At 63.5% G+C, this 22309-nt stretch carries 16 protein-coding genes; 5 read left to right on the forward strand and 11 right to left on the reverse strand.

Features of this window, described 5'->3' with window-relative positions; genetic code table 11:
• Entirely contained in the window at positions 1 to 1443 is a 1443-nt protein-coding gene (locus JQ624_RS16780; protein WP_212420015.1) for an aldehyde dehydrogenase family protein, read from the forward strand.
• Between the two features lie 184 nt (positions 1444 to 1627).
• On the opposite strand, the gene JQ624_RS16785 is transcribed toward JQ624_RS16780, so the two are convergent.
• A complete protein-coding gene (locus tag JQ624_RS16785; protein ID WP_312014433.1) occupies positions 1628 to 3745 on the reverse strand; it encodes a S9 family peptidase in 2118 nt (705 codons plus the stop codon).
• A 213-nt stretch (positions 3746 to 3958) separates the two neighbouring features.
• Here JQ624_RS16785 and JQ624_RS16790 point away from each other — a divergent pair, with 213 nt between their 5' ends.
• Together JQ624_RS16790 and JQ624_RS16795 are read left to right on the forward strand one after the other, a co-directional pair.
• Positions 3959 to 5395: an MBOAT family protein gene (locus JQ624_RS16790; protein WP_212420016.1), complete on the forward strand. Its 1437-nt coding sequence runs from the start codon at positions 3959 to 3961 to the stop codon at positions 5393 to 5395.
• Positions 5396 to 5415: 20 nt separating this feature from the next.
• Positions 5416 to 6501 (forward strand): hypothetical protein, encoded by a 1086-nt coding sequence (locus tag JQ624_RS16795; RefSeq protein WP_312014434.1) that lies wholly within the window; start codon positions 5416 to 5418, stop codon positions 6499 to 6501.
• A gap of 196 nt (positions 6502 to 6697) precedes the next feature.
• On the opposite strand, the gene JQ624_RS16800 is transcribed toward JQ624_RS16795, so the two are convergent.
• From JQ624_RS16800 to JQ624_RS16830, 7 genes are all read right to left on the reverse strand, one after another.
• Positions 6698 to 8413 carry an iron ABC transporter permease gene (locus tag JQ624_RS16800; protein WP_212420018.1) on the reverse strand — a complete coding sequence of 572 codons (1716 nt, stop codon included), beginning with the start codon at positions 8411 to 8413 and terminating at the stop codon, positions 6698 to 6700.
• Between the two features lie 157 nt (positions 8414 to 8570).
• Complete coding sequence (locus JQ624_RS16805; protein WP_212420019.1) at positions 8571 to 9638, reverse strand: ABC transporter substrate-binding protein; 1068 nt, start codon at positions 9636 to 9638, stop codon at positions 8571 to 8573.
• Between the two features lie 24 nt (positions 9639 to 9662).
• On the reverse strand, positions 9663 to 10715 hold the full coding sequence (locus JQ624_RS16810; RefSeq protein WP_312014438.1) for an ABC transporter ATP-binding protein: 1053 nt from the start codon (positions 10713 to 10715) through the stop codon (positions 9663 to 9665).
• Between the two features lie 424 nt (positions 10716 to 11139).
• Positions 11140 to 12324: an alanine--glyoxylate aminotransferase family protein gene (locus JQ624_RS16815; RefSeq protein ID WP_212420021.1), complete on the reverse strand. Its 1185-nt coding sequence runs from the start codon at positions 12322 to 12324 to the stop codon at positions 11140 to 11142.
• Positions 12325 to 12475: 151 nt separating this feature from the next.
• Positions 12476 to 13306, reverse strand: a complete 831-nt coding sequence (locus JQ624_RS16820; protein WP_409334342.1) for an LssY C-terminal domain-containing protein — start codon at positions 13304 to 13306, stop codon at positions 12476 to 12478.
• 224 nt (positions 13307 to 13530) lie between these two features.
• Positions 13531 to 14262: a thermonuclease family protein gene (locus JQ624_RS16825; RefSeq protein ID WP_212420022.1), complete on the reverse strand. Its 732-nt coding sequence runs from the start codon at positions 14260 to 14262 to the stop codon at positions 13531 to 13533.
• A 181-nt stretch (positions 14263 to 14443) separates the two neighbouring features.
• A complete protein-coding gene (locus tag JQ624_RS16830; RefSeq protein WP_212420023.1) occupies positions 14444 to 16174 on the reverse strand; it encodes a hypothetical protein in 1731 nt (576 codons plus the stop codon).
• 375 nt (positions 16175 to 16549) lie between these two features.
• On the opposite strand from JQ624_RS16830, the gene JQ624_RS16835 reads away from it, so the two are divergent.
• Positions 16550 to 17389, forward strand: coding sequence for a caspase family protein (locus JQ624_RS16835; RefSeq protein WP_212420024.1), 840 nt, complete (start codon positions 16550 to 16552; stop codon positions 17387 to 17389).
• 223 nt (positions 17390 to 17612) lie between these two features.
• Here JQ624_RS16835 and JQ624_RS16840 read toward each other — a convergent pair whose 3' ends face one another.
• From JQ624_RS16840 to JQ624_RS16850, 3 genes are all read right to left on the reverse strand, one after another.
• Positions 17613 to 17894 (reverse strand): GIY-YIG nuclease family protein, encoded by a 282-nt coding sequence (locus tag JQ624_RS16840; RefSeq protein WP_212420025.1) that lies wholly within the window; start codon positions 17892 to 17894, stop codon positions 17613 to 17615.
• 147 nt (positions 17895 to 18041) lie between these two features.
• Positions 18042 to 18938, reverse strand: a complete 897-nt coding sequence (locus JQ624_RS16845; protein WP_212420026.1) for an efflux RND transporter periplasmic adaptor subunit — start codon at positions 18936 to 18938, stop codon at positions 18042 to 18044.
• Positions 18939 to 19373: 435 nt separating this feature from the next.
• A complete protein-coding gene (locus JQ624_RS16850; RefSeq protein WP_212420027.1) occupies positions 19374 to 20234 on the reverse strand; it encodes a class I SAM-dependent methyltransferase in 861 nt (286 codons plus the stop codon).
• A gap of 315 nt (positions 20235 to 20549) precedes the next feature.
• Between JQ624_RS16850 and JQ624_RS16855 the strand changes: the two genes are divergently transcribed.
• Positions 20550 to 22127: a winged helix-turn-helix domain-containing protein gene (locus tag JQ624_RS16855; protein ID WP_212420028.1), complete on the forward strand. Its 1578-nt coding sequence runs from the start codon at positions 20550 to 20552 to the stop codon at positions 22125 to 22127.
• The last annotated feature ends 182 nt before the right edge of the window (positions 22128 to 22309 follow it).

Below are 22309 nucleotides of genomic sequence, written 5' to 3' on the forward strand. Positions count from 1 at the left end.
ATGCTGATGTTCAACAATTTGATCGACGGCGAATGGTTGTCCGATGGCGCTCGCGCGCCGAACGTCAATCCATCCGATACCAAGGACATCGTTGGCGAAGCCGTGCGCGGCACGCGTGGGCAAGCCGAGGCTGCGATTGCAGCTGCCAAAGCGGCGTTTCCGGCATGGTCGCGATCGACGCCGCAAGCGCGCTACGACATCCTTAAAAAGGCGTCGGACGAAATCTTGGCCCGCAAGGACGAACTGGGCCGGCTGTTGTCGCGCGAGGAAGGCAAGACGCTGCCGGAAGGCGTCGGCGAAGTCGCGCGCGCCGGCCAGATCTTTGCGTTCTTTGCCGGCGAATGCCTGCGGATGGCCGGTGAGAAACTCGCTTCCGTGCGCCCCGGCATCGACATCGAGATTACACGCGAAGCGCTGGGCGTTGTCGGCCTGATCACGCCGTGGAATTTCCCGATCGCCATTCCGGCCTGGAAGATCGCCCCGGCTTTGGCCTATGGCAATACCGTGGTGATCAAGCCTGCTGATCTTGTTCCGGGCTCGACCTGGGCGCTGGTCGATATCCTGCATCGCGCCGGCATCCCGAAGGGCGTGCTCAACCTTGTGATCGGGCGCGGCTCGGAAGTCGGCGCGGTCCTGCTTGAGCATCCCGATGTTGCCGCGATCAGCTTCACCGGCTCGGTGGCCACCGGCCAGAAGGTCGCTGCGGCCTGCATCGCCTCGCGGCCGATGAAGAAGTTTCAGCTCGAAATGGGCGGCAAGAATCCGCTGGTCGTGCTCGACGACGCGGATCTGAAGGTCGCCGTCGAATGCGCCGCCAACAGCGCGTTCTTTTCTACCGGCCAGCGCTGCACCGCTGCCTCGCGGCTGATCGTCACCGCCGGCATTCACGACAAATTCGTTGAGGCCCTAACCGAGCGGATGCGCGGCCTGAAGGTCGATGACGCGGTGAAGGCCGGTACCGATATCGGCCCCGTCGTCGATCAGAGCCAGCTCGATCAGGATCTCAAATATATCAGTATCGGCAAGGACGAAGGCGCCAAGCTCGCCTTCGGCGGCGAGCGCCTCAACCGCGAGGCGCCCGGCTTCTACCTGCAGCCGGCGTTGTTCACCGATGTGAGCAACAACATGCGGATCGCGCGCGAGGAGATCTTTGGGCCGGTGGCCGCGGTCATCCGGGTCAAGGATTATGCCGAAGCGCTGGCGACCGCGAACGACACCGATTTCGGCCTGTCATCCGGCATCTGCACCACCAGCCTGAAATACGCCAGCGACTACAAGCGCAATTCCGAAGCCGGCATGGTGATGGTCAATCTACCGATCGCCGGCGTCGATTACCACGTTCCGTTCGGTGGCCGAAAAGGCTCCAGCTTCGGCGCCCGCGAGCAGGGCCGCTACGCCGCCGAATTTTATACGACGGTGAAGACAGCCTACACGATGCCATGAGGGCCTTCACCTCACCCGGCGCATAGCGCCGGGTGAGAGGCTGATTCATGTATCGTCGCTATGCGACCTTTAAGAGCGGGCGGCTCGGTTGTTGTTGTCCGGGGGTTGATTGCGCATGCTCATCTGCAAATCGTCTACGTTTGTAGATCGTATCCAGATTAATCCTCAGTGCATTGGAATCAATTTAGACCTCCGCCTTCTCCGCCAATCCCACCGCCCAGAGCGCGAACGCATAGGCAATCGCGACTTCATCGAGCCGGTTGAACCGCCCCGACGCGCCGCCGTGGCCCGCGCCCATGTTGGTGCGCAGCAGCACCGGGCCGCCGCCACGCATGGTCGCGCGCAGGCGCGCGATCCATTTTGCGGGCTCCCAATAGGTAACGCGCGGATCGGTCAGCCCGCCCATCGCCAGGATCGCCGGATACTCCTTGGCGGCAAGGTTGTCGTACGGCGAGTACGACAAAATGGTGCGAAAGTCCTTTTCGCTTTCGATCGGGTTGCCCCATTCCGGCCATTCCGGCGGCGTCAGCGGCAGCGTGTCGTCGAGCATCGTATTCAAGACGTCGACGAACGGCACCTCGGCGACGATGCCCGCGAACAATTCGCCTGATCGGTTGGCGACTGCGCCCATCAGCATGCCGCCGGCGCTGCCGCCGTGGCCGACGATGCGCTTTGCGCTGGTGTACTTTGCCGCGATCAGCGCGCGCCCGGCCGCGGCGAAATCCTCGAACGTGTTCGTCTTCTTCTCGCGCTTGCCGTCGAGATACCAGCCCCAGCCTTTATCCGCGCCGCCGCGGATATGCGCGATCGCATAAACAAAACCGCGATCGACCAGCGACAGCCGGTTGGCGGCGAACGACGCCGGCATCGCCATGCCGTAGGAGCCGTAGCCGTAGAGCAACAGCGGCGCTTTGCCGTCGCGCACCAGGTCCTTGCGGTGCAGGATCGAGACCGGCACTGACGCGCCGTCATGCGACGTCGCCATGATGCGCGTGGTAACGTAGTCGGCCGGGTTATGGCCGGACGGAATCTCCTGCCGCTTGCGCAGCACCCGCGCGCGCGTCGCCATGTCGTAATCATAGACTTCCGCCGGTGTCGTCATCGACGAATAGGAGAACCGCAAATTCGTGGTCTCGAATTCGTAGCCGCCCATGGTGTCGAGCGAGTAGGCGGCTTCGTCGAAGGCGATGGCGTGCTCTTCGCCCGTCTTGAGGTCACGGATGATGATCGCAGGCAGCGCGTTGGCGCGCTCCAGCCGCACCATATGGCCAGCATAGAGTTCGACGTCCAACACATAGACGCCCTCGCGATATGGAATCAGATCGCGCCAGTTGGCGCGTTCGGGCGCGGCGAGGGGGGCGGTGACGACCTTGAAGTCGATCGCGTCGTCGGCGTTGGTGAGAATGAACAGTTGATCGCCGCGGTCGGCGATCGAATATTGCACGCCTTCCTCGCGCGCCGCGACCAGCCGCGGCGGCGCCTCGGGATGTTCGAGGTCGATCAGCCGTTGCTCCGAGGTCTCATGGTCGCCGCCGGCGATGACGCAGAAGCGGCCGGAGGAACTCTCATGCAAATGGGTGAACCAGCCGGAATCCTGTTCCTCGTAGACCAGCGTGTCGTCTGCCTGTTGGGTACCGAGCTTATGGCGCCAGACCTGCATCGGGCGATGGTTGTCGTCGAGCTTGACGTAGAAGAAGCTGTTGCAGTCTTTACTCCAGACGATGCCGCCATCGGTCTCTTCGACGAGATCGTCGCGATCCGTCCCGGTGTTCCAGTCGCGCACGCGGATCGAGAAATATTCGGAGCCCTTGGTGTCGGCGCTCCACGCCTGCAATTCATGGTCAGGCGAATGCCGCGCGCTGCCGAACTTGAAATATTCATGGTTCGCGGCCAGCGCGTCGCCGTCGAGCACGATTCTTATGTCGCCGCCATCGCGCGGCGTGCGGCCGAACATTTCATGCTGCCCGCCCTCGCGGAATTTCCGCAAATAGGCAAACGGACCGTCCGGCGCGGGGACGCTGGAATCGTCTTCCTTGATCCGCCCGCGCATTTCCGCAACCAGCTTTTTCTGCAAGGGCGCGGTGTGGCCGAGCAGGCTTTCGGTGTAGTCGTTCTCCGCTTCCAGATATTTCCGGATATCCGGGTCCAGGATCGAGGGATCGCGCAGCACCTCCTGCCATCTGGCGTCTTTCAGCCACGCGTAATCGTCCGTCACCGTGATGCCGTGCGTGGTGAAGGAATGCGGACGGCGCGGCGCCGATGGGGCGGGCAGAGAAGTCTTCCTGGCTAAGGGTTCAGTCACTCAATCCTCGTTCAGTTCCTGGGCGAGATGGCCGCGGGTCGATTCCGCGGGTCGATTCAATGTACGGGCTTGCACCACCTCTCCCCGTGAAGGACGGGGAGAGGGAGAGGAGCCCCCTCTATATCGGTTCGAATGCGCCGATTGCCAGATCGGCGCGGGTTGTGACATCTGCATTGTATGGTTAGGCTTTTCGGCACCACCGGGAAAGGCCTGATGCTCTTCAACTCGCATTCCCTTATCTTCCTGTTCCTGCCGGTCGTCCTGCTCGGCTATTTCGCGCTCGGCCGCCGCAGCAATCTGGCCCCGGTGGTCTGGCTGGCGCTGGCCTCGCTGGTGTTTTATGCCTTCGGCGGTTGGCAGTTCGTCCCGCTGCTGCTTGTTTCGATCGCCTTCAATTACGGCGTCGGCTATCTCCTGATCTCGCGCAAGCTCGGCCCCGGTGTACGGTTTGCCGCGCTCGCCATCGGTGTCGCCGGCGATCTCGTGGTGCTCGGCATCTTCAAATATGCGGGATTTTTCGCCGCCAATCTCAACGCGCTGTTTTCTACCGGCTTCGTCGTCAACATCGTGCTGCCGGTCGGCATCTCCTTCTACACCTTCACCCAGATCGCGTTTCTGGTCGATGCCTATCGGGGGAACGTCGCGCGCTACGCGCTGCCGCATTACGCGCTGTTCGTTGCATACTTCCCGCATCTGATCGCGGGGCCGATCCTGCACCACCGGGATATGATCCCGCAGTTCGAGCGCGCGGAAACAAAACGCCCCGATCCGCATCTGATCCTGTGCGGCCTCATCATCTTCGCGATCGGCCTGTTCAAGAAGACCTGCCTGGCCGACGGCATTCAGCCGCTGGTGTCACAGGCGTTCGGTCCCAATGCGCCGACCTTCGATCAAGCCTGGATCGGCGTCTTGGCTTACACGTTCCAGCTCTATTTCGATTTCTCCGGCTATTCCGACATGGCGATCGGCCTATCGCTGATGTTCGGCATCTTCCTGCCGCTGAATTTCAACTCGCCCTACAAGGCTGTCTCGATCATCGACTTCTGGCGGCGCTGGCACATGACGCTGTCGCAGTTCCTGCGCGACTATCTCTACATCCCGCTCGGCGGCAACCGCCATGGCCGCGTCCTGCGCTATGTCAATCTCATGATCACCATGCTGCTCGGCGGCCTCTGGCATGGCGCGGCCTGGACCTTCGTGGCCTGGGGCGCGCTGCACGGCGTCTATCTCTGCATCAATCACGCATGGACCAACTACGGGCCCAAGGCGCCGCCGCGTTTCGCCCTTCTTGCCGATATCGCGGGAGCGGCCCTGACATTTTTGGCCGTCGTCATCGCCTGGGTCTTCTTCCGCGCCCCGGACATCGCGACTGCGCTCGCGGTGCTGTCGAAAATGGCCGATCCCTCCAATATCGCCTTTGGCCGCGTTGAAATCGTTTATGCGCTGTTCGTCGCAATCTACGCCGCGCTGGCCTGGTTCGCGCCGAATACGCAGGAGATCATGGGCTACGACCACAAGAACCGGGTCGTCGGCGAAGGGCTTCGCGCGCAGCGGATGCGCCCGCTGTTTCTCTATGCCACCGCGGCTGTGCTGGCGTTCGGGATTCTTGGAATTCAGCAGCACAGCGAATTCATCTATTTCAGGTTCTGATGAGCGTATCGGCAAAAAACTTGAGGCGGTTTCTGTGCGCGACGGCGACCATCATCCTGATGGTGGCAGCGCTGAACTTCGTCGTCGATCCCCTGCAGCTGTTCCGGCCCGCGCGGTGGTTTCCGGCGATGTATTCGGTCGACAGCCGCATGCAGGATGCCGGCCTGATCCGCAGCCAACAATTCGATACCGTCTTAATGGGCACCTCGCTCGCGATTCACTTCCGCCAGAGCGATATCGACAGGGCGCTGGGCGTCCGCTCGCTGAAGCTCGCGATGACCGGTTCGAATTCCCGCGAGCAAGGTTTTGTGCTGGCGGCCGCGATGGAGCGCCGCCCGAAGCGGGTCGTCTGGCAGATGGACGACTGGATCTTTCGCGACGCGCCGAAGATCGATTTCGACGTCCACATTCCGGCCGATCTCTACCGCCGCAACGCCAAGGGCGTCGCCGGCTATCTGTTCAGTGGCGCGATGGCGCGCGAGTCGCTGTGGATTCTGGCGCGCGCGATCCCGCTGTCCGAACCGATCGTCGCGCGGTTGACCAACGGTGTCATGTTCAAATTTTCGATTTCGGGGATCGACGACATCAATGCCCTGCGCCCTGATTTCGACGTGGCGGGGTTCTACAATGCGAAAAGTGCCGCCGCGGCCTTCAGGCGTCTCACCGATCCTGCGCGCAGCGGTTCCATCGCGGAAGGCTACATCTACGACGCGATGGTCCGGAATTTCGAGCGCGATGCGGTCGCGTTGATCGAAAACAACCCGCACGTCACCTTCGATATCTACTTCGCGCCCTATTCGATCCTGCATTTCGTGGCGATGCGCAACGCCTCGCCGGCGACGCTTACGATCGCCTACGACTTCACGGCCTACGCCTTCCCGCGATTGCTGCAGTTCCCCAATGTGCGACTGCATGATTTCCGCGACGTGAAGGAGATCACCCACGACCTCGGCAATTACGGCGACGTGATCCACCACTCGCCGGCGATCGATCTGACGATTTTGGCGTGGCTGGCGGAACGGAAATACGTCGTTGACCGCACGAAGCCGCTGGCCTCGCTGGATCGACTAAAGGCGCAGGTCGAAGCGTATAAGCTGGAGCGTTAGCTAACCGTCGTCGTCCCTGCGAACGCAGGGATCCATACGCCGCGGCCGGTGTAATGGGCAGGAGCGGTGCCGGCTCTGCTTCCGCAATTCACAGCAGTAGTCTGCTAACGCAGAGCGTCCACGACCGCGCTTCATTGAGGGGTCACGCGGTATGGGTCCCTGCGTTCGCAGGGACGACATATCGATAGAGCCAGTCCTAACTATTCCGCAGCCTCGCCGCGGCGCCGCCGCCGAATACCGGGATCCGGTTCACCGCGAGCACCACGGCAAAGGTGATCACCAGCATCGCGATGCCGAGCACCGAAATCGCGGCGAGGTCGCCGCTTTCGTTGAGGTCGTAGATCAGGACCGACAGCACCTTGGTCTGCGAGGTGAACAGCACGATCGCCGCGGACAGTTCGCGCATCACGCCGATGAAGATGAAGCACCAGGTCGCGATCACGCCGGTGCGCAGCAAGGGCGCGGTGATCTGGCGCAGCGATTGCAGCCGCGTCGCGCCGAGGATGCGGCTGGCATCTTCCAGCTCGGGGTGAATGGTCGCAAACGCCGCCTGCAATTGCTGATAGGCCGACGGCAAATTGATGGTGAGGAACGCCAGCAGCAGGATCCACAGCGTGCCGTAGAGCACGAAGGGCGGCCGCGTGTAGCTCAGGAACAGCCCGACGCCGAGCACGATGCCGGGTACCGCCACCGGCGCGGTGGCGAGAAAGCCGAGTATGCGGTGGCTCGCGATTACGCGCCGCGTCGTGACATAGGCGACGACCAGCGCGAGGATGGTGCCGATGGTCGCCGTCGAGGCGCCCAGGATCACCGTGTTCTTCAGCGCGAGCTGGGTCGACGACAACTCGGTGAACACGAAAACGATGTTGTGCAGGGTCGCCGTCGACGGCGTCACCAGCGTGGTCGCGTTCGGCGAGAACGCCGCATTGAGCAGCGCGAAATAGGGCAGGAACACCGGATTGAGCAGCACGACGAGGCAGAACGCCAGCGCCGCCCAGCGCCATCCCTTCATCTCGACCTGACGCGGCGCGCCGTATTTGCCGCCGACCACCGAGAAGCCGCGGCGGCCGAGCAGGAATTTTTGGCCCTGCAACAGCAATATTGTCAGCAACAGCAGCGGCACGGCGGCGGCTGCGGCCAATTCCAGTTTTGGCGGATACTGGAACAGGCTCCAGATTTTCGTCGTCATGGTGTGGAAGCCGGCCGGCAGCGCCAGGATCGCGGGCGATCCGAACAGCGTCATGGCCTGCAGGAACGCAATCAATGCGCCGGCGACCAATGCCGGGAGCGCGAGCGGTATCGTGACGCGCCGCGCCGTGGTCCAGGCCTTGCCGCCGAGAATGGCGGACGCGTCTTCCAGCTCGCCCGGCATGTTGTCGAGCGCGTTGGCGACCAGCACGAAGACGAACGGAAAAGTGTAGCAGGAGATCACGAAGATCAGCCCGGTCAGCGAATAGATGTCGAACAGGGGATCTTCGGCGCCGGTGAGATAGCGGTAAAGCTGGTTCAACAGGCCGCTATTGGGCGCCGCCAGCAATTCCCAGGCGACCGCGCCGAGAAACGGCGGTGTCACGAACGAAGCCGTCACCAGCGCGCGGATGGTCTGCCGCCCCGGCATGTCGGTGCGCGACACCAGCCAGCCGATCGGAGCGGCGACAAGGCAGCAGATCACCGCCGAGGTGGTGGCGATGATCGCGGTCGTCAGCAGCGGATCGAGAAAGGCGGGGTCGGTGAACAGCGTGACGAAATTCTGCAGCGTCGGATGCCGTGCCTTGTCCGTGAACGCGAACACCGCCAGCCACGACATCGGCAGCACGATCAGCACGATCATGAAGGCGGCGAACAGCCACAGGATGGGGCGGGTCCAGTCGATGCGGGATTTTGGCGTGTCGGTGGCGGTGATGGTGGTCATGCGAAAACTTTCTCACCGTCATTCCGGGGCATCGCGCAGCGATGAGCTTTGATGTGCAATTGCACATCAGGGAATCCATTTCTCCGGCTGGCATGGATTCCGGGTTCGCGACTTCGTCGCGCCCCGGAATGACGGCAAAGGCTGGGGCTGCCCATCCTCAAACCCTGAACAGCCGCGCATAGCGCGTCTTGATCTCTTCGGTCATCTTTTCGACGCCTTCGGCATCTTCCTTCATCAGCTTGATGTCCGAAATCTTCCGCCGTCCCGGCTTCGATTGCACCTGCGCGTGAACCGAATACTGCGCGGTGAAGTCGATGAAGAATTGCTGGGTCTGACGCGTATGCAGCCAGGCCTGGAACAGTTTTGCGGCGTTGGGGTGCTGCGCGGTCTTGAAGATGCCGGTCGGCCCCGAAATCGTCGGCGTACCCTCGACAGGGTAGACCGGCTCGACCGGCTGGCCGGCTTCCTTCAAGAGCACGATGCCGTATTCGTTGCCGTCGGCCATAACGGCGCGCTCACCGAGCGACAGCTTCTTTGGCGGATCGGTTGACGACTGCACCTGCATCACGCGCTGCTTTGAAAGTTTCTCCATGTATTCCCAGCCGAGCTCGCGCACCATCTGGAACGTCGCGGTCATGATGGTGCCGCTATAGGCGGGGTGTCCCTTGACCATCTTGCCCGCCCATTTGGGATCGAGCAGGTCGGCAAAGCTCTTCGGCGCATCCTCCGGCTTGACGAGGTTGGTGTTGTAGGCGATCGACGACAGCCAGACGCGCGAGGTCACGAACATGCCGTCGGGGTCGCGATAGCTTTCGGGGAAATGCTTGGCGACGTCCTCGGGGACAAACGGCATCAGCCAGCCGTTCTTCTTCCAGACGATGAAGTGCGAGGCGTCGGAGGAGTTGACGATATCGGCGGCGCGAATGTTGCTCGCAAATTCCTGGTCGATCCGCTGGAACAATCGCTCCGAACCGGAGCGTTCGATCTGCACGGTGACGCCGGGATAGGCGGTCTCGAACGCCTTGCCGAGTTTTTCGCCGACCGGCAGGTCCATCGACGAATACAGGATCAGTTTGCCTTCCTTCTTCGCCGCCTCGACCAGTGCCGGCGTGATCGCGACCGGCTCCGGCGCCTGGGCGCGAACGGGGGAGGCGAATAGGGCGCCAGTGGCAAGCGTGGCCGCGCCTTGCAGGATGTCGCGTCTCGAAAGTCTTCGTCTCTCCATCGCGTCCTCCTGTGCTTTTCTTCTTTAACGGCTCAGCGCCCGGCAGCGCTCGGGCGGCAGCGTCAGCCAGACCTCGCCGCCCTTTTGCACGCTGGTTTCGGTCGGCGTGGTGGCGCGCAAACTGGTGCCGTCGGCCACCTCGACCATGTAGTCGCGCGCGGCGCCGAGATAGACCTGCCGCGTCACGATGGCCTTGATTGCGTTCCCGGGCGAAGCCGGCGGCTGCGTCGAAAGCCCGATATCATGCTGGCGGATCGCGACCACGGCGTCCTGGCCCGATGTGAGCGGCGCGCCGACCACCTTCAACGTCGCGCCGGCAAAGGCGACATGGCTGACATCAAGCGCGGTGCCCTTGATGACGTTGCTGGCGCCGATGAAGCGCGCGACGAATTCGGACTCGGGGCGGGCATAGATGTCCTCGGGCGTGCCGAGCTGGTCGATCCGCCCGCTATTCATGACCGCGATCAGGTCCGCCGTGGTCATGGCCTCGGATTGGTCGTGGGTGACATAGACGGTGGTGTAGCGATATTCGTCATGCAGCCTTCGGATTTCGAACCGCATCTCCTCGCGCAGATTCGCATCGAGGTTGGAGAGCGGCTCGTCGAGCAGCAGCGTTTCCGGTTCGACGATCAGCGCGCGCGCCAGCGCCACCCGCTGCTGCTGCCCGCCGGAGAGTTCGCCGGGATAGCGCTGCGCCAGCGCCTCGAGCTTGGTGGTGGCGAGAATGGCGGCCAGTTTCCTCGCGATGGTGTCGCGGTCGAGTTTGCGCAGACGCAGGCCGTAGACGATATTTTCCGTCACCGTCATGTGGGGCCACAGCGCGTAGCTCTGGAAGATCATCGACATGCTGCGCTGCTCGGGCGGCAGCGTGCGGGCCTTCGACGACACCAGCCGGTCGCCGACATGGATCTCGCCGTCGGAAGGTTCGAGGAAGCCTGCGATCAGCCGCAGTGTCGTGGTCTTGCCGCAGCCGGACGGGCCGAGCAGGCAGACCAGTTGTCCATGATCGATTTTCAATGAGACGTTATCGACCACCGCAAGCGAGCCAAATCGCTTGGTCAGGCCGCGCAAATCCACCGACGCCAATCGCCTCACTCCCACTCTTGTTCGTGCACGGATCAGCGCCCGGCTTGGTATGCCAGTATACGGACAAAAACGGGTTGGGAAAGGGAGTTGAGTTAGAAACGATGTGGTCCGCGCGCTGATGCGCAATGGCGCCGGCGCAGGATTTCACATTGTGAGAGACGCAGGCCGTAGGATGGGTGGAGCGAAGCGATACCCATCAGCTCCGCTAAGCCATCGGTCGGCGCCGTCCCTGCGAACGCAGGGACCCATACGCCGCGGCCGATGTGAAGGGCAAGCGGGGAGACGGTTCCGATTCAGCAATCCGCAGCGGGTGTTGGAAAACGCAGAGCGGTAGCCACGTCGCTTCATCGATAGATCACGCGGTATGGGTCCCTGCGTTCGCAGGGACGACAAGTTAGGCTCGCGATAGGCATGCTTACGCCCCGACGTTCTCGCCGAGATATTCGATCGCGGCCTCGGTTCCGCCCTTGCCATGGGGAACATTGAGCGCATTGAGGCCGACCTCGATGACGCCGAGCGTGCCCAGAATCATCGGCGCATTCACATGGCCCATATGGGCGATGCGGAACGCCTGGCCGGAGAGGTCGCCGATCCCGGTGCCCAGCACCACGCCGCATTTTTCCTTGCAGTAGCGCTGCAGCGCGGCCGGATCAAAGCCGTTCATCGTCACCGTCGTCACCGTGTTGGAGCGCTCATTGGCCTCCGCGATGTTGAAGCCGATCACCTGACCCTCGCTCCAGACGGCGACCGCGCGGCGCACGGCTTCGGCGAGCAGGCGGTGGCGCAGATAAGCGTTCTCCAGCCCTTCCGCGTGGAGCATGTCGATCGCCTTGCGCAGCGCGAACAGCAAATGCACCGGCGCGGTGCCGGCATATTTGCGGTAGTGCTCAGCTCCTTCGCGCTCGGTCCAGTCCCAATAGGGCGTGCGCAGATTGGCCTTCCTGTGCACTTCGCGGGCGCGGTCGTTGGCGGCGACGAAGCCGAGGCCGGGCGGTGTCATCAGGCCCTTCTGCGAGCCGGACATCGCGACATCGATGCCCCATTTGTCCATCTCGAACGGCATGCAGCCGAGCGAGGCCACAGTGTCGACCATGAACAGCGCCGGATGGCCGGTCGACTTGATCGCCTTGCCGATGGCTTCGATGTCGTTATAGGCGCCCGACGCCGTATCGACCTGCACCGCGACGATCGCCTTGATGCTGTGATCCTTGTCCTGCTTCAGCCGCGCCTCGACCTCGGCGGGCCGGATCGCGCGGCGCCAGTCGCCCCGCAGCACCTCGACCTCGGCGCCCATCGCCGCCGCCGCCTGCCCCCAGCCGATCGCAAAGCGTCCGCTTTCCAGCACCAGCAGCTTGTCGCCGCGCGACAGCACGTTGGACAGCGTCGCTTCCCATGCGCCATGGCCGTTGGCGATGTAGATGTAGGCTTGGCCCTTGGTGGCGAACAGTTTAGAGAGATCGGCGAGCAGGCTTGCGGTCAATTCCAGCATCTGTTCGGAATAGATGTCGAGCGCCGGGCGATGCATCGCCTGCAGCACTTCGTCGGGCATGGTGGTGGGTCCCGGGATGGCCAGAAATTCCCGGCCCGCGCGAACGGTCATTTTTTGGTTTTCCTTGTCGGCAGGAGATTCAATCTCGGTGTCGTATTGATATTAAGCCATCGCAGCCGTCATTGCGAGCGCAGCGAAGCAATCCAAAGCTGCAAAAACCGATTGCTCTCATTGCTCCGCGCCACAGTGGTGACTGCGTAAGCTATTTGCCCATTGCATTGGCGATCGCGCGCCAGATCTGATCCTTCAATTCGGTCGCCGGTGGGCTCGGGATCGTCACCGCAGGCCCCTCGCGCTTTTTGCAGGCCTCGACCAGCCGCAGCACCCAGATTTCGCCGTCGGTGTAATAGAGGTCGCCCCCGCCATTATGGCCCGCGATCGTCGGCCCGATGCCGGTGACCTGATATTTGGCCTCCACCATGCCGGCGTTTTCCAGATCAGCCGCAAGCAGCGCGCGCTCGGCGTCGAGATCGGGGCTGATATGGTGCGTGACGGCGGCGGTGTATGTGCTGACGCCGACGCCGCGATCTTCCGTCGCGGCCCCAAGCCAGACCGGTCGCTTCTCTGCACCGCTTTCCAGCACCTTCCAGTAGCGCACATGGTTGCGGCGGTCGGCGCTGGCTCCGATCGGCTTTTCATAGGCGAGATCCTCGCGGCGGCCGAGATAATAGAGATTGCTGACCGGCGCGTCCTTGTAGGGACGGTCGAGCAGCACGCTGCCGATGATCTCGATCGAGGATTTCAGCGTGATCCGGTCGGCCGGATACCAGCCCGCCGCGTGCATCGCGCAGACCACGTCGCCGATGGCGCCGATCAGCCCGACATTCATGGGATCGCCTGGAATGCCCTGCGCGGTCCGCGTCACCATCGGCATCTCAGCGAGCCCGCGCTGATGCTCGTAATGCGTCCAGAACCCCGGCAGCACCAGATAGGCGAGCAGGCCGTAGCCGCCGAGGATGACGAGCGTGAGCCACGCAGCGCGCCGCAGCCCGCCGCGCTTTCTCGGCGGCCGCGGTCGTTGGTTGGTTTGAATATCCGGCACGGTGTTGTGTTCTTACGAGTCTATCAGTGAACGGCAGTCGCACTTCTCCCTCTCCCCGCCCTTCGCGGGGAGAGGGTCGGGGTGAGGGGCTCTCTCCGCGCGATGAGGATTGTCGATAGACCTGTACCCCTCACCCGCCGCGCAAGAGCGCGTCGACCTAAGAGCAAGCTTCGCTTGTCTCGACCCCGCAAGCGGGGCGAGGTTAAGAAAGAAAACTATCGCCTCGTCTCGCGGCAGCCGGCGGCTTCGGCTTCCTCGACCGAGCAGAACCAGCGCGTGCCCTTTGAGATCTTCATCTGGATCTTCGCATACCAGCGGCTTGTCGGCTGGTGATAGATGCATTCGCCCGAGCGATTGACATTGCCCTTGATGGTGCAGTCGGGCGAGGGTGCGACCGAACCGGATGCCGACGCCAACAGGATCGCCCTGGCGTTCTCCGGCGGCTTGACGGCGCCGAGAATGGCGGTCTTCTTGTTGCGGACGCGCCAGTCCCACGGCGCGATGAACGCGCCCTGCCACATCCCGGCCTTGGCCTCGCGCGCGGCCTTCTCGTCAGCCTCGTAATCGTGCGAGACGCGCGTCAGCGCCAGCGCCCAGCCGTTCGACACCAGCCATTTCTGGACGTCCTCGCCGTCGGCCTCGCAGCGCGCGACCGTGCGGCCGCGGCGGTCGGTCACGGCCCTGGTATGACAGCTCCAGCTCTTTCCACCGAAGCGCTTGATCAGTTCGTCGCGCGCGGCGGCGCCGCAGGTCCAGCGCTCGCCCTTGGTGTTGAGGCATAGCTGATCGACCGCAGGCGCGTCGACGCCGCCCAGGCGAATGCGGTGGTTGCCGATCTGGAGCTGATCGCCTTCGCGGATTTTCGGGACACCGGTGATGTCGGCCGCCTGCGCCATGGCGGGGAGCGACAGCAGCAGAACAGCGAACAGCAATTTCCATAAATTCATCGGCAGTCCCAGCAGCGGAATGATGCGGATAGTGCGGACAATGGGGCCATCTTGCCAGAGCCGGAACGTCGCATCGCTTTCAACTTCCTGTCATTGCGTAGCGCTTCGCAGGGTGGGTTAGCGAAGCGTAACCCACCGAGATCTTTCGGCTCGACGAACAGGTCGGTGGGTTACAACCACCCTACGCATTCTTCATCATCACGCCTCGCGCCAACGCCAGCCCCATCAGCACAAACGCCGACGTCACCTCGGGTCCGCCGACCAGAATCCGCGTCGGCGTCTTCATCTTGTTCCATTCATAGGCCTTGTACGGCCCGTGCCTGCCGCCCTCGCCGAGGCTGGCGACGATGCAGTTCAGCGCCGGCGCGAAGGTCGAGATGTCGGCGCCGAGATGCGCCAGCGCCATCAGCGCCAGCGCGGCGTCGAACGGGTTCATCTCGCGCGCGATCAATTCTCCTTCGACGTAGGCCAGCACTTTGCCGCGGATGAACGCGAACGTGCCGTCCGGATCGATCGCCCGCCGCGCGGCATCAGGCAACGCCATAAACGCGGCGTGGCAGCGGCCGAAATAGGCGGAGTAGAGTTCCGGCAAATAATAGATATGCGAGCGCGGGTTGGCGAAGGCGCCGCTTTCGACCAGCCGCCGCTGGAAGCCGATGATGCGATGCACCGTCTCCAGCCGCGAAGGCGTCTCCAGAATGTTCCAGCGCGAAAGATTGCGGAAGGAGACTTCGAGAATGTCGAGATTGAGCGTCGGATCGAGGTCGTTGCCGTAGGGCCGCTCGCCGGCGAGATTGTCGATCCAGGTGACGACGCCGCCCTCGTAATCGATGTTGTCGTTCAGGGGCACGGTGACGCGCGGCTCGTTGGCGCCCTCGCGCACCTGGTAGCCGCGGTAGAAGTCGAGCAGCGGCTGGTCGAGGATCGGATCGGTCGAGCCGGCCTGCGTCGCCGCCGAGAACGAGCACGCGGTGGTGTCACAGTCAGGCACGTAGATCCCGAAGCCCAGATCCTGCTTGATCTGGGCGAAGAAGCGCGAGAAGCGCGGATGCGGCAGCGGCGCCAGCGCCGTGATCACGCGCACTGTGGAACCGTCATGGGAGGGCACTTCCTCGGCTGAGGTCTTGAGGCAGAAATCCACCATCTCCGAAATGGCGCGCCGCGACGCCGCGGCCTCGTCCGCCGACGCCAGACCGGTCTCGACATAGCTCAACAGCGCCTCGGTGAAGAAGGCGTCGTAATAGGCCGAGCGGTGGCGGATCTGCATCGGCTCCCACATCGGCTCGGCGATCCCCGTCCAGGACGGGTTGATCAGCGCGCGGGCCGGCGAATGCGCGATGAAGATCCGCGCCAGGCTGAACAACAGCGTCGAGTTCTTGTAGCCGCGCGAGTTCAGCCCGGTCAGCGCCATCAGCATTTCGCGCCCGCCCATGTCGGGGTCGCCGATCAGGTTGAAGGCGGCATAGGTCGGGATGAAGCCGTTTTTGGCGAACGAGCCCAGGAGATACGCGCCGCAGCGGCGGATCACCCGGTCGATCTCGCTTGCTTCAGGCGCCCGGCCCGGTGCCGCCACCGGCGGCGGGGCGGGGTGTCGCACCCCGATATCGGCCATCAGCTCGGCGATCGGGGCGCCGACCGCGGCCCAGTCCGGCTCGTCCTCGTCGCGCGCTAGCCGGAGCGCCTCCTGCAGGGCGCCGAGCCGCTTCGTATCCCGCAGCGCGGGCAGCCCGGTCCGCCGCAGCAGCGGCCGCAGCGCCGGATTGCCGAGCGCCGTTCGATAGAACTTGCCGAGATGGGGGTCGCCGCCGCGGTATTTCAACAGCACGGGATCGCAGACGTCGTATAGCGAGGGGCCGTCTTTCCGCGCGGTCAGCGCCCGAAATGCGGCGCCGGCGATGGTGTGGAAGCCCATGCAGTTTCTTTCCGCCGGAACGGTGAAGGGAGGGCCGCGTTGAGCATGGCAACTAGCTCAAGGCGGCCACCGCCGGCCGGATCGGGCCTGCAAGCCCTTGAAAACTATACAAATCCGCGAAAAACACAAATGTGATGTAGGTCACTTAACTGGCATTAACCCTCCGCCATAGTCGGCGGCAATTGGCTCCATGCACCAAATGAGGTTGTTCGGGCGGGCCCGGCAGGCTAAAAGCCCGGTTGTTGCGGTGCCGCAAATTGAGCGCAATTGGACGGCACACATCCTGCAACCCCTTCAAACCTGAACGGTCCTCACGCGACTAACTGGCGCGGTCTTGTTTGGTGCCCTTTGGACAAACTTGGGAATGGTATCGCAATGAACCTTGGTCAGCTCTGCATTTCCCGCCGCACCGTCACCATTGCCGTCGCTTTCATCGGCCTGGTGTCGCTGGCGATCGGCGCCCATGCGGCGTTGAACAAGCGCTCGCTCGACGCCGCCAAGGCAATCGGAACCGAACAGACCGGCTCGATCGGCACGTCGGCCAGCCGCGTCGCGCTCGTGATCGGCAACGGCCATTACCCGGATGCGTCAGCCCCGCTGGCCCAGCCGATCAACGATGCCCGCGGCCTCACCGCCGCGCTGCGCGCCAAGGGTTTTGACGTCGACGTGGTCGAGGACGCCACCAAGGACGACATGGCCCGCGCCATCATCAGGCTGAAGGCCAAGATCCAACAGGACACCGTGGCGATGCTGTTCTTCGGCGGCTATGGCGTCCAGGTCGGCCGCGAGAGTTTCATGATCCCGATCGACGCCGCGATCTGGAAGGAAGCCGACGTCCGCCGCGACGGCGTCAGCATCGAACAGGTGCTGGACGCGATGACCGAGAAGGGCGCCAAGGCCAAGCTGGTCGTCGTCGACGCCTCCCGCCGCAACCCCTATGAGCGCCGCTTCCGCTCCTATTCCCATGGGCTGGCCCCGATCTCCGCGCCGGAAAACGCGCTGATCCTGACCTCGGCGACGCCGGGCAAGGTGGCCGATGACGGCAAGGGCCAGTACAGCGTGCTGGTGACCGAGCTCTTGAACAATTTGAATTCGCAATCCGGCGCTGCCACCGCCTTCAACAAGACCCGCATCTCCGTCTCCCGCGCCTCCGACGGCGAGCAGGTGCCGCAGGTGTCGTCGTCCCTGCTGGAAGACGTCCGTATCGGCGGTTAAAGGGCGCTTTCGCGCACAACCCTATCCACACGTCGTCCCTGCGAACGCAGGGACCCATACCGCGTGATCTACCGATGAAGCGCGGTGGCTGACGCTCTGCATTAATCAACCAGACTAGCGCTGTGGGCTGCTGAACCGAAGCCGTCTCCCCGCGTGCTCTTCACACCGGCCGCGGCGTATGGGTCCCTGCGTTCGCAGGGACGACGAAGAGGGAGAGCATCCCTCACACAATCAGATCGCTGAGATCGCGCCATTCCAGATTCTCGCGCTCGATCAGCTCGATCTTCCAGTCCCGCTTCCAGCGCTTGAGTTGCTTTTCACGGGCAATCGCCTCATCCGGCCGCTCGAACGCCTCGACGTAAAGCAGCCGATAAACACCGTAGGTTTTGACGAACGAAGACCCTTCGCCATTGCGATGCCGCTCCATCCGTTTCGAAAGGGAATTGGTCACCCCGATATACAGGGTCCCGTGCCGCCGGCTCGCGAGAATGTAAACGTAATACATGCGCGAAACACCGCTGTCGTCCCTGCGAACGCAGGGACCCATACCGCGTGATCTATCGATGAGGCGCGGTAGCTAATATTTTACCACACAACGAGCGCCTGTGGTTATGGTCCCTGCTTTCGCAGGGACGACGGCAGCTTCGTCTGCCTACTTCGTGTCCGCGCTCGCTGTCACCGCCCGCACCGGATCGCCTTCGCGGAGCAGCGCGCCAGCGCGCGCCACTACGATGTCGCCTTCCTGGATCCCCGAGGTGATCTCGACCTGTCCGGCCGCCATCAGCCCGGTCTCCACCCGCCGCGTTTCGACGCGCGCGCGCCGCACCACCTGCACCACGGTGCCGGCGGAGCCGTAGAGGATGGCGGTGAGTGGCACCGAGACGCCGCAGCTCTGCCCGGTCTTGATCTGCGCGCGGCCGGAGGAATTGACCAGCAGGCGGCGGTTGGTGGTGACGCCGAGGAACACCTGCGCGAGCTGGCTGTTCGGCTCCACCGTGGTCGACAGCCGCCGCACCTTGCCGTCGACCTCGCCGGCGCCGATCACCTTGATCCGCGCGGTCTGGTTGACCTGAAGCTTCTGGATGTCGCGCGTCGGCACCATGCCGACCAGGTCGAACTCGCCGCGCGCGATGATCGAGAACAGCGCTTCCCCCTTGCCCGAGGCCATCGCGCCGACCGAAGCCGTCGAGGCCGAGATCACCCCGCCCACCGGCGCCTGCACCGTGATCTGCCCGCCCTCGGGGAGGGTCAGCCGCGCCAGCACCTGCCCCGCGGTGACGCTGTCGCCGGCATCCACCATCACCTCGGCGACCTTCAGCCCCATCCGTTCGGGGCGCAGCTGCGTCTCCTCGCGCGGAATGATGGTGCCGGAGACCTCGACGATATTGGCGAAACAGGATTTCGCGGCCTTGAGCACGGTGACGGCAGCGCCCTTCGGGGGGGCTTCGTCGTCGGCGGCGAGAAGGGGGGAGGAAAACAGGCAGAACATCCCCGCTGCGATCAGGGGTGCCAGCCGCAGTGAAAGGTCGCGCGCGCGGAGGATGGTCATCGGCATTTCGTTCCCGGTTTCGGTTCTACCGATACCAGAAGGCCGACAGGACAGCCAAGCCTAAGAACGTCACCCCTCGGCCTGGCTGACGGCCCCCGCCGACGCCGCTTCGAGCGCCAGCGGAACGCTTGCGAATTCGTCCGCGCGGGCGACGTGCCTCGCAGGTCCAGCGCGCATCCATTGGCGCCATAGCAGGAAATATCGGGGGCGAAAAATCGATGGCTGCGCCCGAGTTCATCGGCGAGCGTCTTCCACTGGCGGCCCGAGCCGAGCGAGCAATGCAGGGCCACGACGCAAGCCTGTTCGCGTTCCCTGCCGCGCCCTGGGCGCGAAATCTGAATCACATTGGTCATCGGAAAATTGCTGATTCTTAGACGGGACGCCATCAGCGGAGCCGCGCCAATGGCCCCGCTGGCATTTTTCTGGCGCGAGGTTTCACCGCTTGGTGATGACGACCTCGAGATATTCGCTGGGCACGACCATGGTGCTGTCGCCGGACCTGTTCATGCGGACGATCAGGGCATGCAGATCGTTATGCAGCACTTCCTGTTTCGCCGGGTCGAGCGCTGCGAACGCTTTCAGCACCGGGCCGTAATAGGTTTTGAACACGTCAAGGAAGTGCGCCGGCGAGCGATAGCGGAACTTGAACAGGCGCGATTCCGCTCTGATCGCGCGCGCCCCCGCGTCGAACATTTCAGTCAGCCGCGCGCGTGTTCCCCACAGCGCCGGCGACCTGGTGCCGGCGGGGGGTGGCAGATATTTGCCGAGCGTCTTGAAGACCTGTCCGATAAAACCTTCCGGCGTCCAGTTCGCCAGGCCGATCTGTCCCTTGGGCTTGCAGACCCGCATCAGCTCGGCGGCCGCGCGGTCCTGGTTCGGCGTGAACATGACGCCGAAGGTGGAAAGCACCGTGTCAAAGCTGCCATCGTCGAACGGCAGGTTTTCCGCGTCGGCTTCCCTGAATTCGATTGGCATGCCTTCCGCCGCGGCGCGCGCCTGGCCGCGCTCCAGCAACGCCGGCACGTAGTCGGTCGAGGTGACGTCGCACCACCGCCGCGCCGCGGCAAGGCTCGCCATGCCATTGCCGGCGGCGACATCAAGCACTTTTGATCCGGCCTTGAGATCGAGCGCCTCGCAGAGTTCCTCGCCGACGATCTGCAGCGTCGCGCCGACAATGGCGTAATTGCCGGACGACCATGCGGCCTGTTGACGCGTCTTGAGAGCGGCAAGATCGGGGGCAGGTGGGGCAGAATCGGCTTGGGTCGGACTCGCTGCGATCGCGGTCTGGGCTGCCATCAGTGTCTCCTCCCGTGTCATGCAGCCACGGAATGGGGCTGCGATGAACCGAACATGGCCCTGTCAGGACCTAAAGACTGTGATGCCGGGCTGATTTTGCCTTGAGACGATCCTGATTTTTCAGTGAGATTTCTTTTCCTGTGAGATTTCTCACACGTTCCTGACGGCAAATTCGCTCTACCTTTCCGGGGAGCATGATCCGGAAAAGTGGGCACCGGTTTTCCCTCGGGACGAGCGCGGAACGCGTTGCCCGGAGATCATGCTCAAACAAGTGCGGGACAAAGTGATCTGTGATGATTTAACCGGGATGAAGCCGTGCAATTTCACTTTTCCAACCATGTGCTGGATGTCGACCTTCGCGAACTGACCCGCGGCGGCGAGAGCGTGGCGGTCGAGCCGCAGGTGTTCGATCTCCTGGTTCACCTGGTCAAAAACCGCGACCACGTCGTCACCAAGGACGATCTGATCGAGGCGGTGTGGGATGGCCGCATCGTCTCCGAATCCACGTTGACGAGCCGGATCAACGCCGCGCGCAGGGCGGTCGGCGACAGCGGCAAGGATCAAGCCGTGATCCGCACCCTGGCGCGAAAAGGTTTTCGCTTCGTCGGCGACGTGCAGCCGAAAGCCGCGAACGGTGGCGAAGCGCACGCGGGTGCGCTGCAGCCGCTCGATTCCACGGGCGAACTGCACCCGCCACTCCCGCCGCTCGATCGCACCGCGATTGCGGTGTTGCCCTTTGCCAATCTCAGTGGCGAGCCGGAGCAGGAATATTTTTCCGAAGGCATCAGCGAGGACATCATCACCGCGCTGTCGAAGCTGCGCTGGTTCTATGTGATCGCGCGGAATTCCTCGTTCATCTACAAGCAGAAATCCGTCCACCACCAAAGAATCGGCGAAGAGCTCGGCGTCGGCTACATCGTCGAAGGCAGCGTGCGCAAGGACGGCGACCATGTGCGCATCACGGCCCAGCTGGTCGACGTGGCGACCGGCAGTCACCTCTGGGCGGAGCGCTACGACCGCGATCTCGCCGACGTTTTCGCCGTGCAGGACGAAATCACCCAGGCCGTCGTCGCGGCGATCGAGCCGCAACTCTACGCCGCCGAGGATTTTCGGGCCCGGCGCAAGACGCCCGACAACATGGATGCGTGGGACCTGGTGATGCGAGCGCTGTCGCATTACTGGCGCGTGACGCGGCAGGACAATCTGGTCGCGCAGGCGCTTTTGGAAAAGGCGATCAGTGTCGATCCCGGTTACGGCCAGGCGCTCAGCCTGCTGGCGGCTTGCCATACGTTCAGCGCTCATATGGGCTGGCAGGAAATGGCAAGCGCCGTCCCGGTCGCGGAACGCGCGGCGCTGGCGGCGATCCGGGCCGACAGCGAGGACGCGTGGGCGCATTATGCGCTCGCCAGCGTCTATTTGTTCAACCGGCGCTTCGATGATTGCATCGCCGAATTCGAGCTGGCGCTGCGGCTCAATCCCAGTTTTTCGCCGGCGCGCGGCGTTTACGGCGTTGCGCTGTCCTATCGCGGGCGCTGGGAGGAGGGTGATCGCGCTGCGCGCGAGGCGCTGAAATTCTCTCCCCGCGATCCCTTTGCCGCGATCTATTGCGGCGTCGCCGCCTATTGCCAGTATGTCGGCAAGAATTACGCGGAGGCGATCCGCCTGTCGCGTGAAGCGCTGCGGCACCGCACCGATTTTGTCGGCGCTCACCGCGTGCTGACGGCTTCCCTCGGCATGGCCGGCGGCGCTGACGCCGCCAAGGCAGCCCTCGAGGGCCTCCGCCGCGCCCAGCCCAACGTCACGCTCGCCTGGCTGGCCGGCGAACTGCCGTTCGAGCACGACGCGGACAAGGCGCATTACGTGGAAGGGTTTCGGCGCGCGGGCTTGCGATAATTGAGATCTGCAATCGCTGCGCGGCGATATCTCAAGCCGAACTGGACGGTAAATCACAGCTGTCTGAAAGTCTTGGCCGACCGTAACGGGCATGTTGACGCTGCCCTCGTTTCCGCGAGGTCCAGAGCGTTTTCAAGCGAAGTGGATACCGGTTCGCGTGAAGAAAACGCGTCAAAAAAAGA

Source organism: Bradyrhizobium sp. AUGA SZCCT0283 (assembly GCF_018130385.1).
Classification (GTDB): Bacteria; Pseudomonadota; Alphaproteobacteria; order Rhizobiales; family Xanthobacteraceae; genus Bradyrhizobium.

Excerpts from the sequence above, each read along its gene's own strand:
- JQ624_RS16850 (WP_212420027.1), bottom strand. The coding sequence starts at position 20,234 with ATGGCAGCCCAGACCGCGATCGCAGCGAGTCCGACCCAAGCCGATTCT.
- JQ624_RS16790 (WP_212420016.1), top strand. The coding sequence starts at position 3,959 with ATGCTCTTCAACTCGCATTCCCTTATCTTCCTGTTCCTGCCGGTCGTC.
- JQ624_RS16825 (WP_212420022.1), bottom strand. The coding sequence starts at position 14,262 with ATGAATTTATGGAAATTGCTGTTCGCTGTTCTGCTGCTGTCGCTCCCC.
- JQ624_RS16805 (WP_212420019.1), bottom strand. The coding sequence starts at position 9,638 with ATGGAGAGACGAAGACTTTCGAGACGCGACATCCTGCAAGGCGCGGCC.
- JQ624_RS16845 (WP_212420026.1), bottom strand. The coding sequence starts at position 18,938 with ATGACCATCCTCCGCGCGCGCGACCTTTCACTGCGGCTGGCACCCCTG.
- JQ624_RS16780 (WP_212420015.1), top strand. The coding sequence starts at position 1 with ATGCTGATGTTCAACAATTTGATCGACGGCGAATGGTTGTCCGATGGC.
- JQ624_RS16800 (WP_212420018.1), bottom strand. The coding sequence starts at position 8,413 with ATGACCACCATCACCGCCACCGACACGCCAAAATCCCGCATCGACTGG.
- JQ624_RS16835 (WP_212420024.1), top strand. The coding sequence starts at position 16,550 with ATGAACCTTGGTCAGCTCTGCATTTCCCGCCGCACCGTCACCATTGCC.
- JQ624_RS16815 (WP_212420021.1), bottom strand. The coding sequence starts at position 12,324 with ATGACCGTTCGCGCGGGCCGGGAATTTCTGGCCATCCCGGGACCCACC.
- JQ624_RS16830 (WP_212420023.1), bottom strand. The coding sequence starts at position 16,174 with ATGGGCTTCCACACCATCGCCGGCGCCGCATTTCGGGCGCTGACCGCG.
- JQ624_RS16840 (WP_212420025.1), bottom strand. The coding sequence starts at position 17,894 with ATGTATTACGTTTACATTCTCGCGAGCCGGCGGCACGGGACCCTGTAT.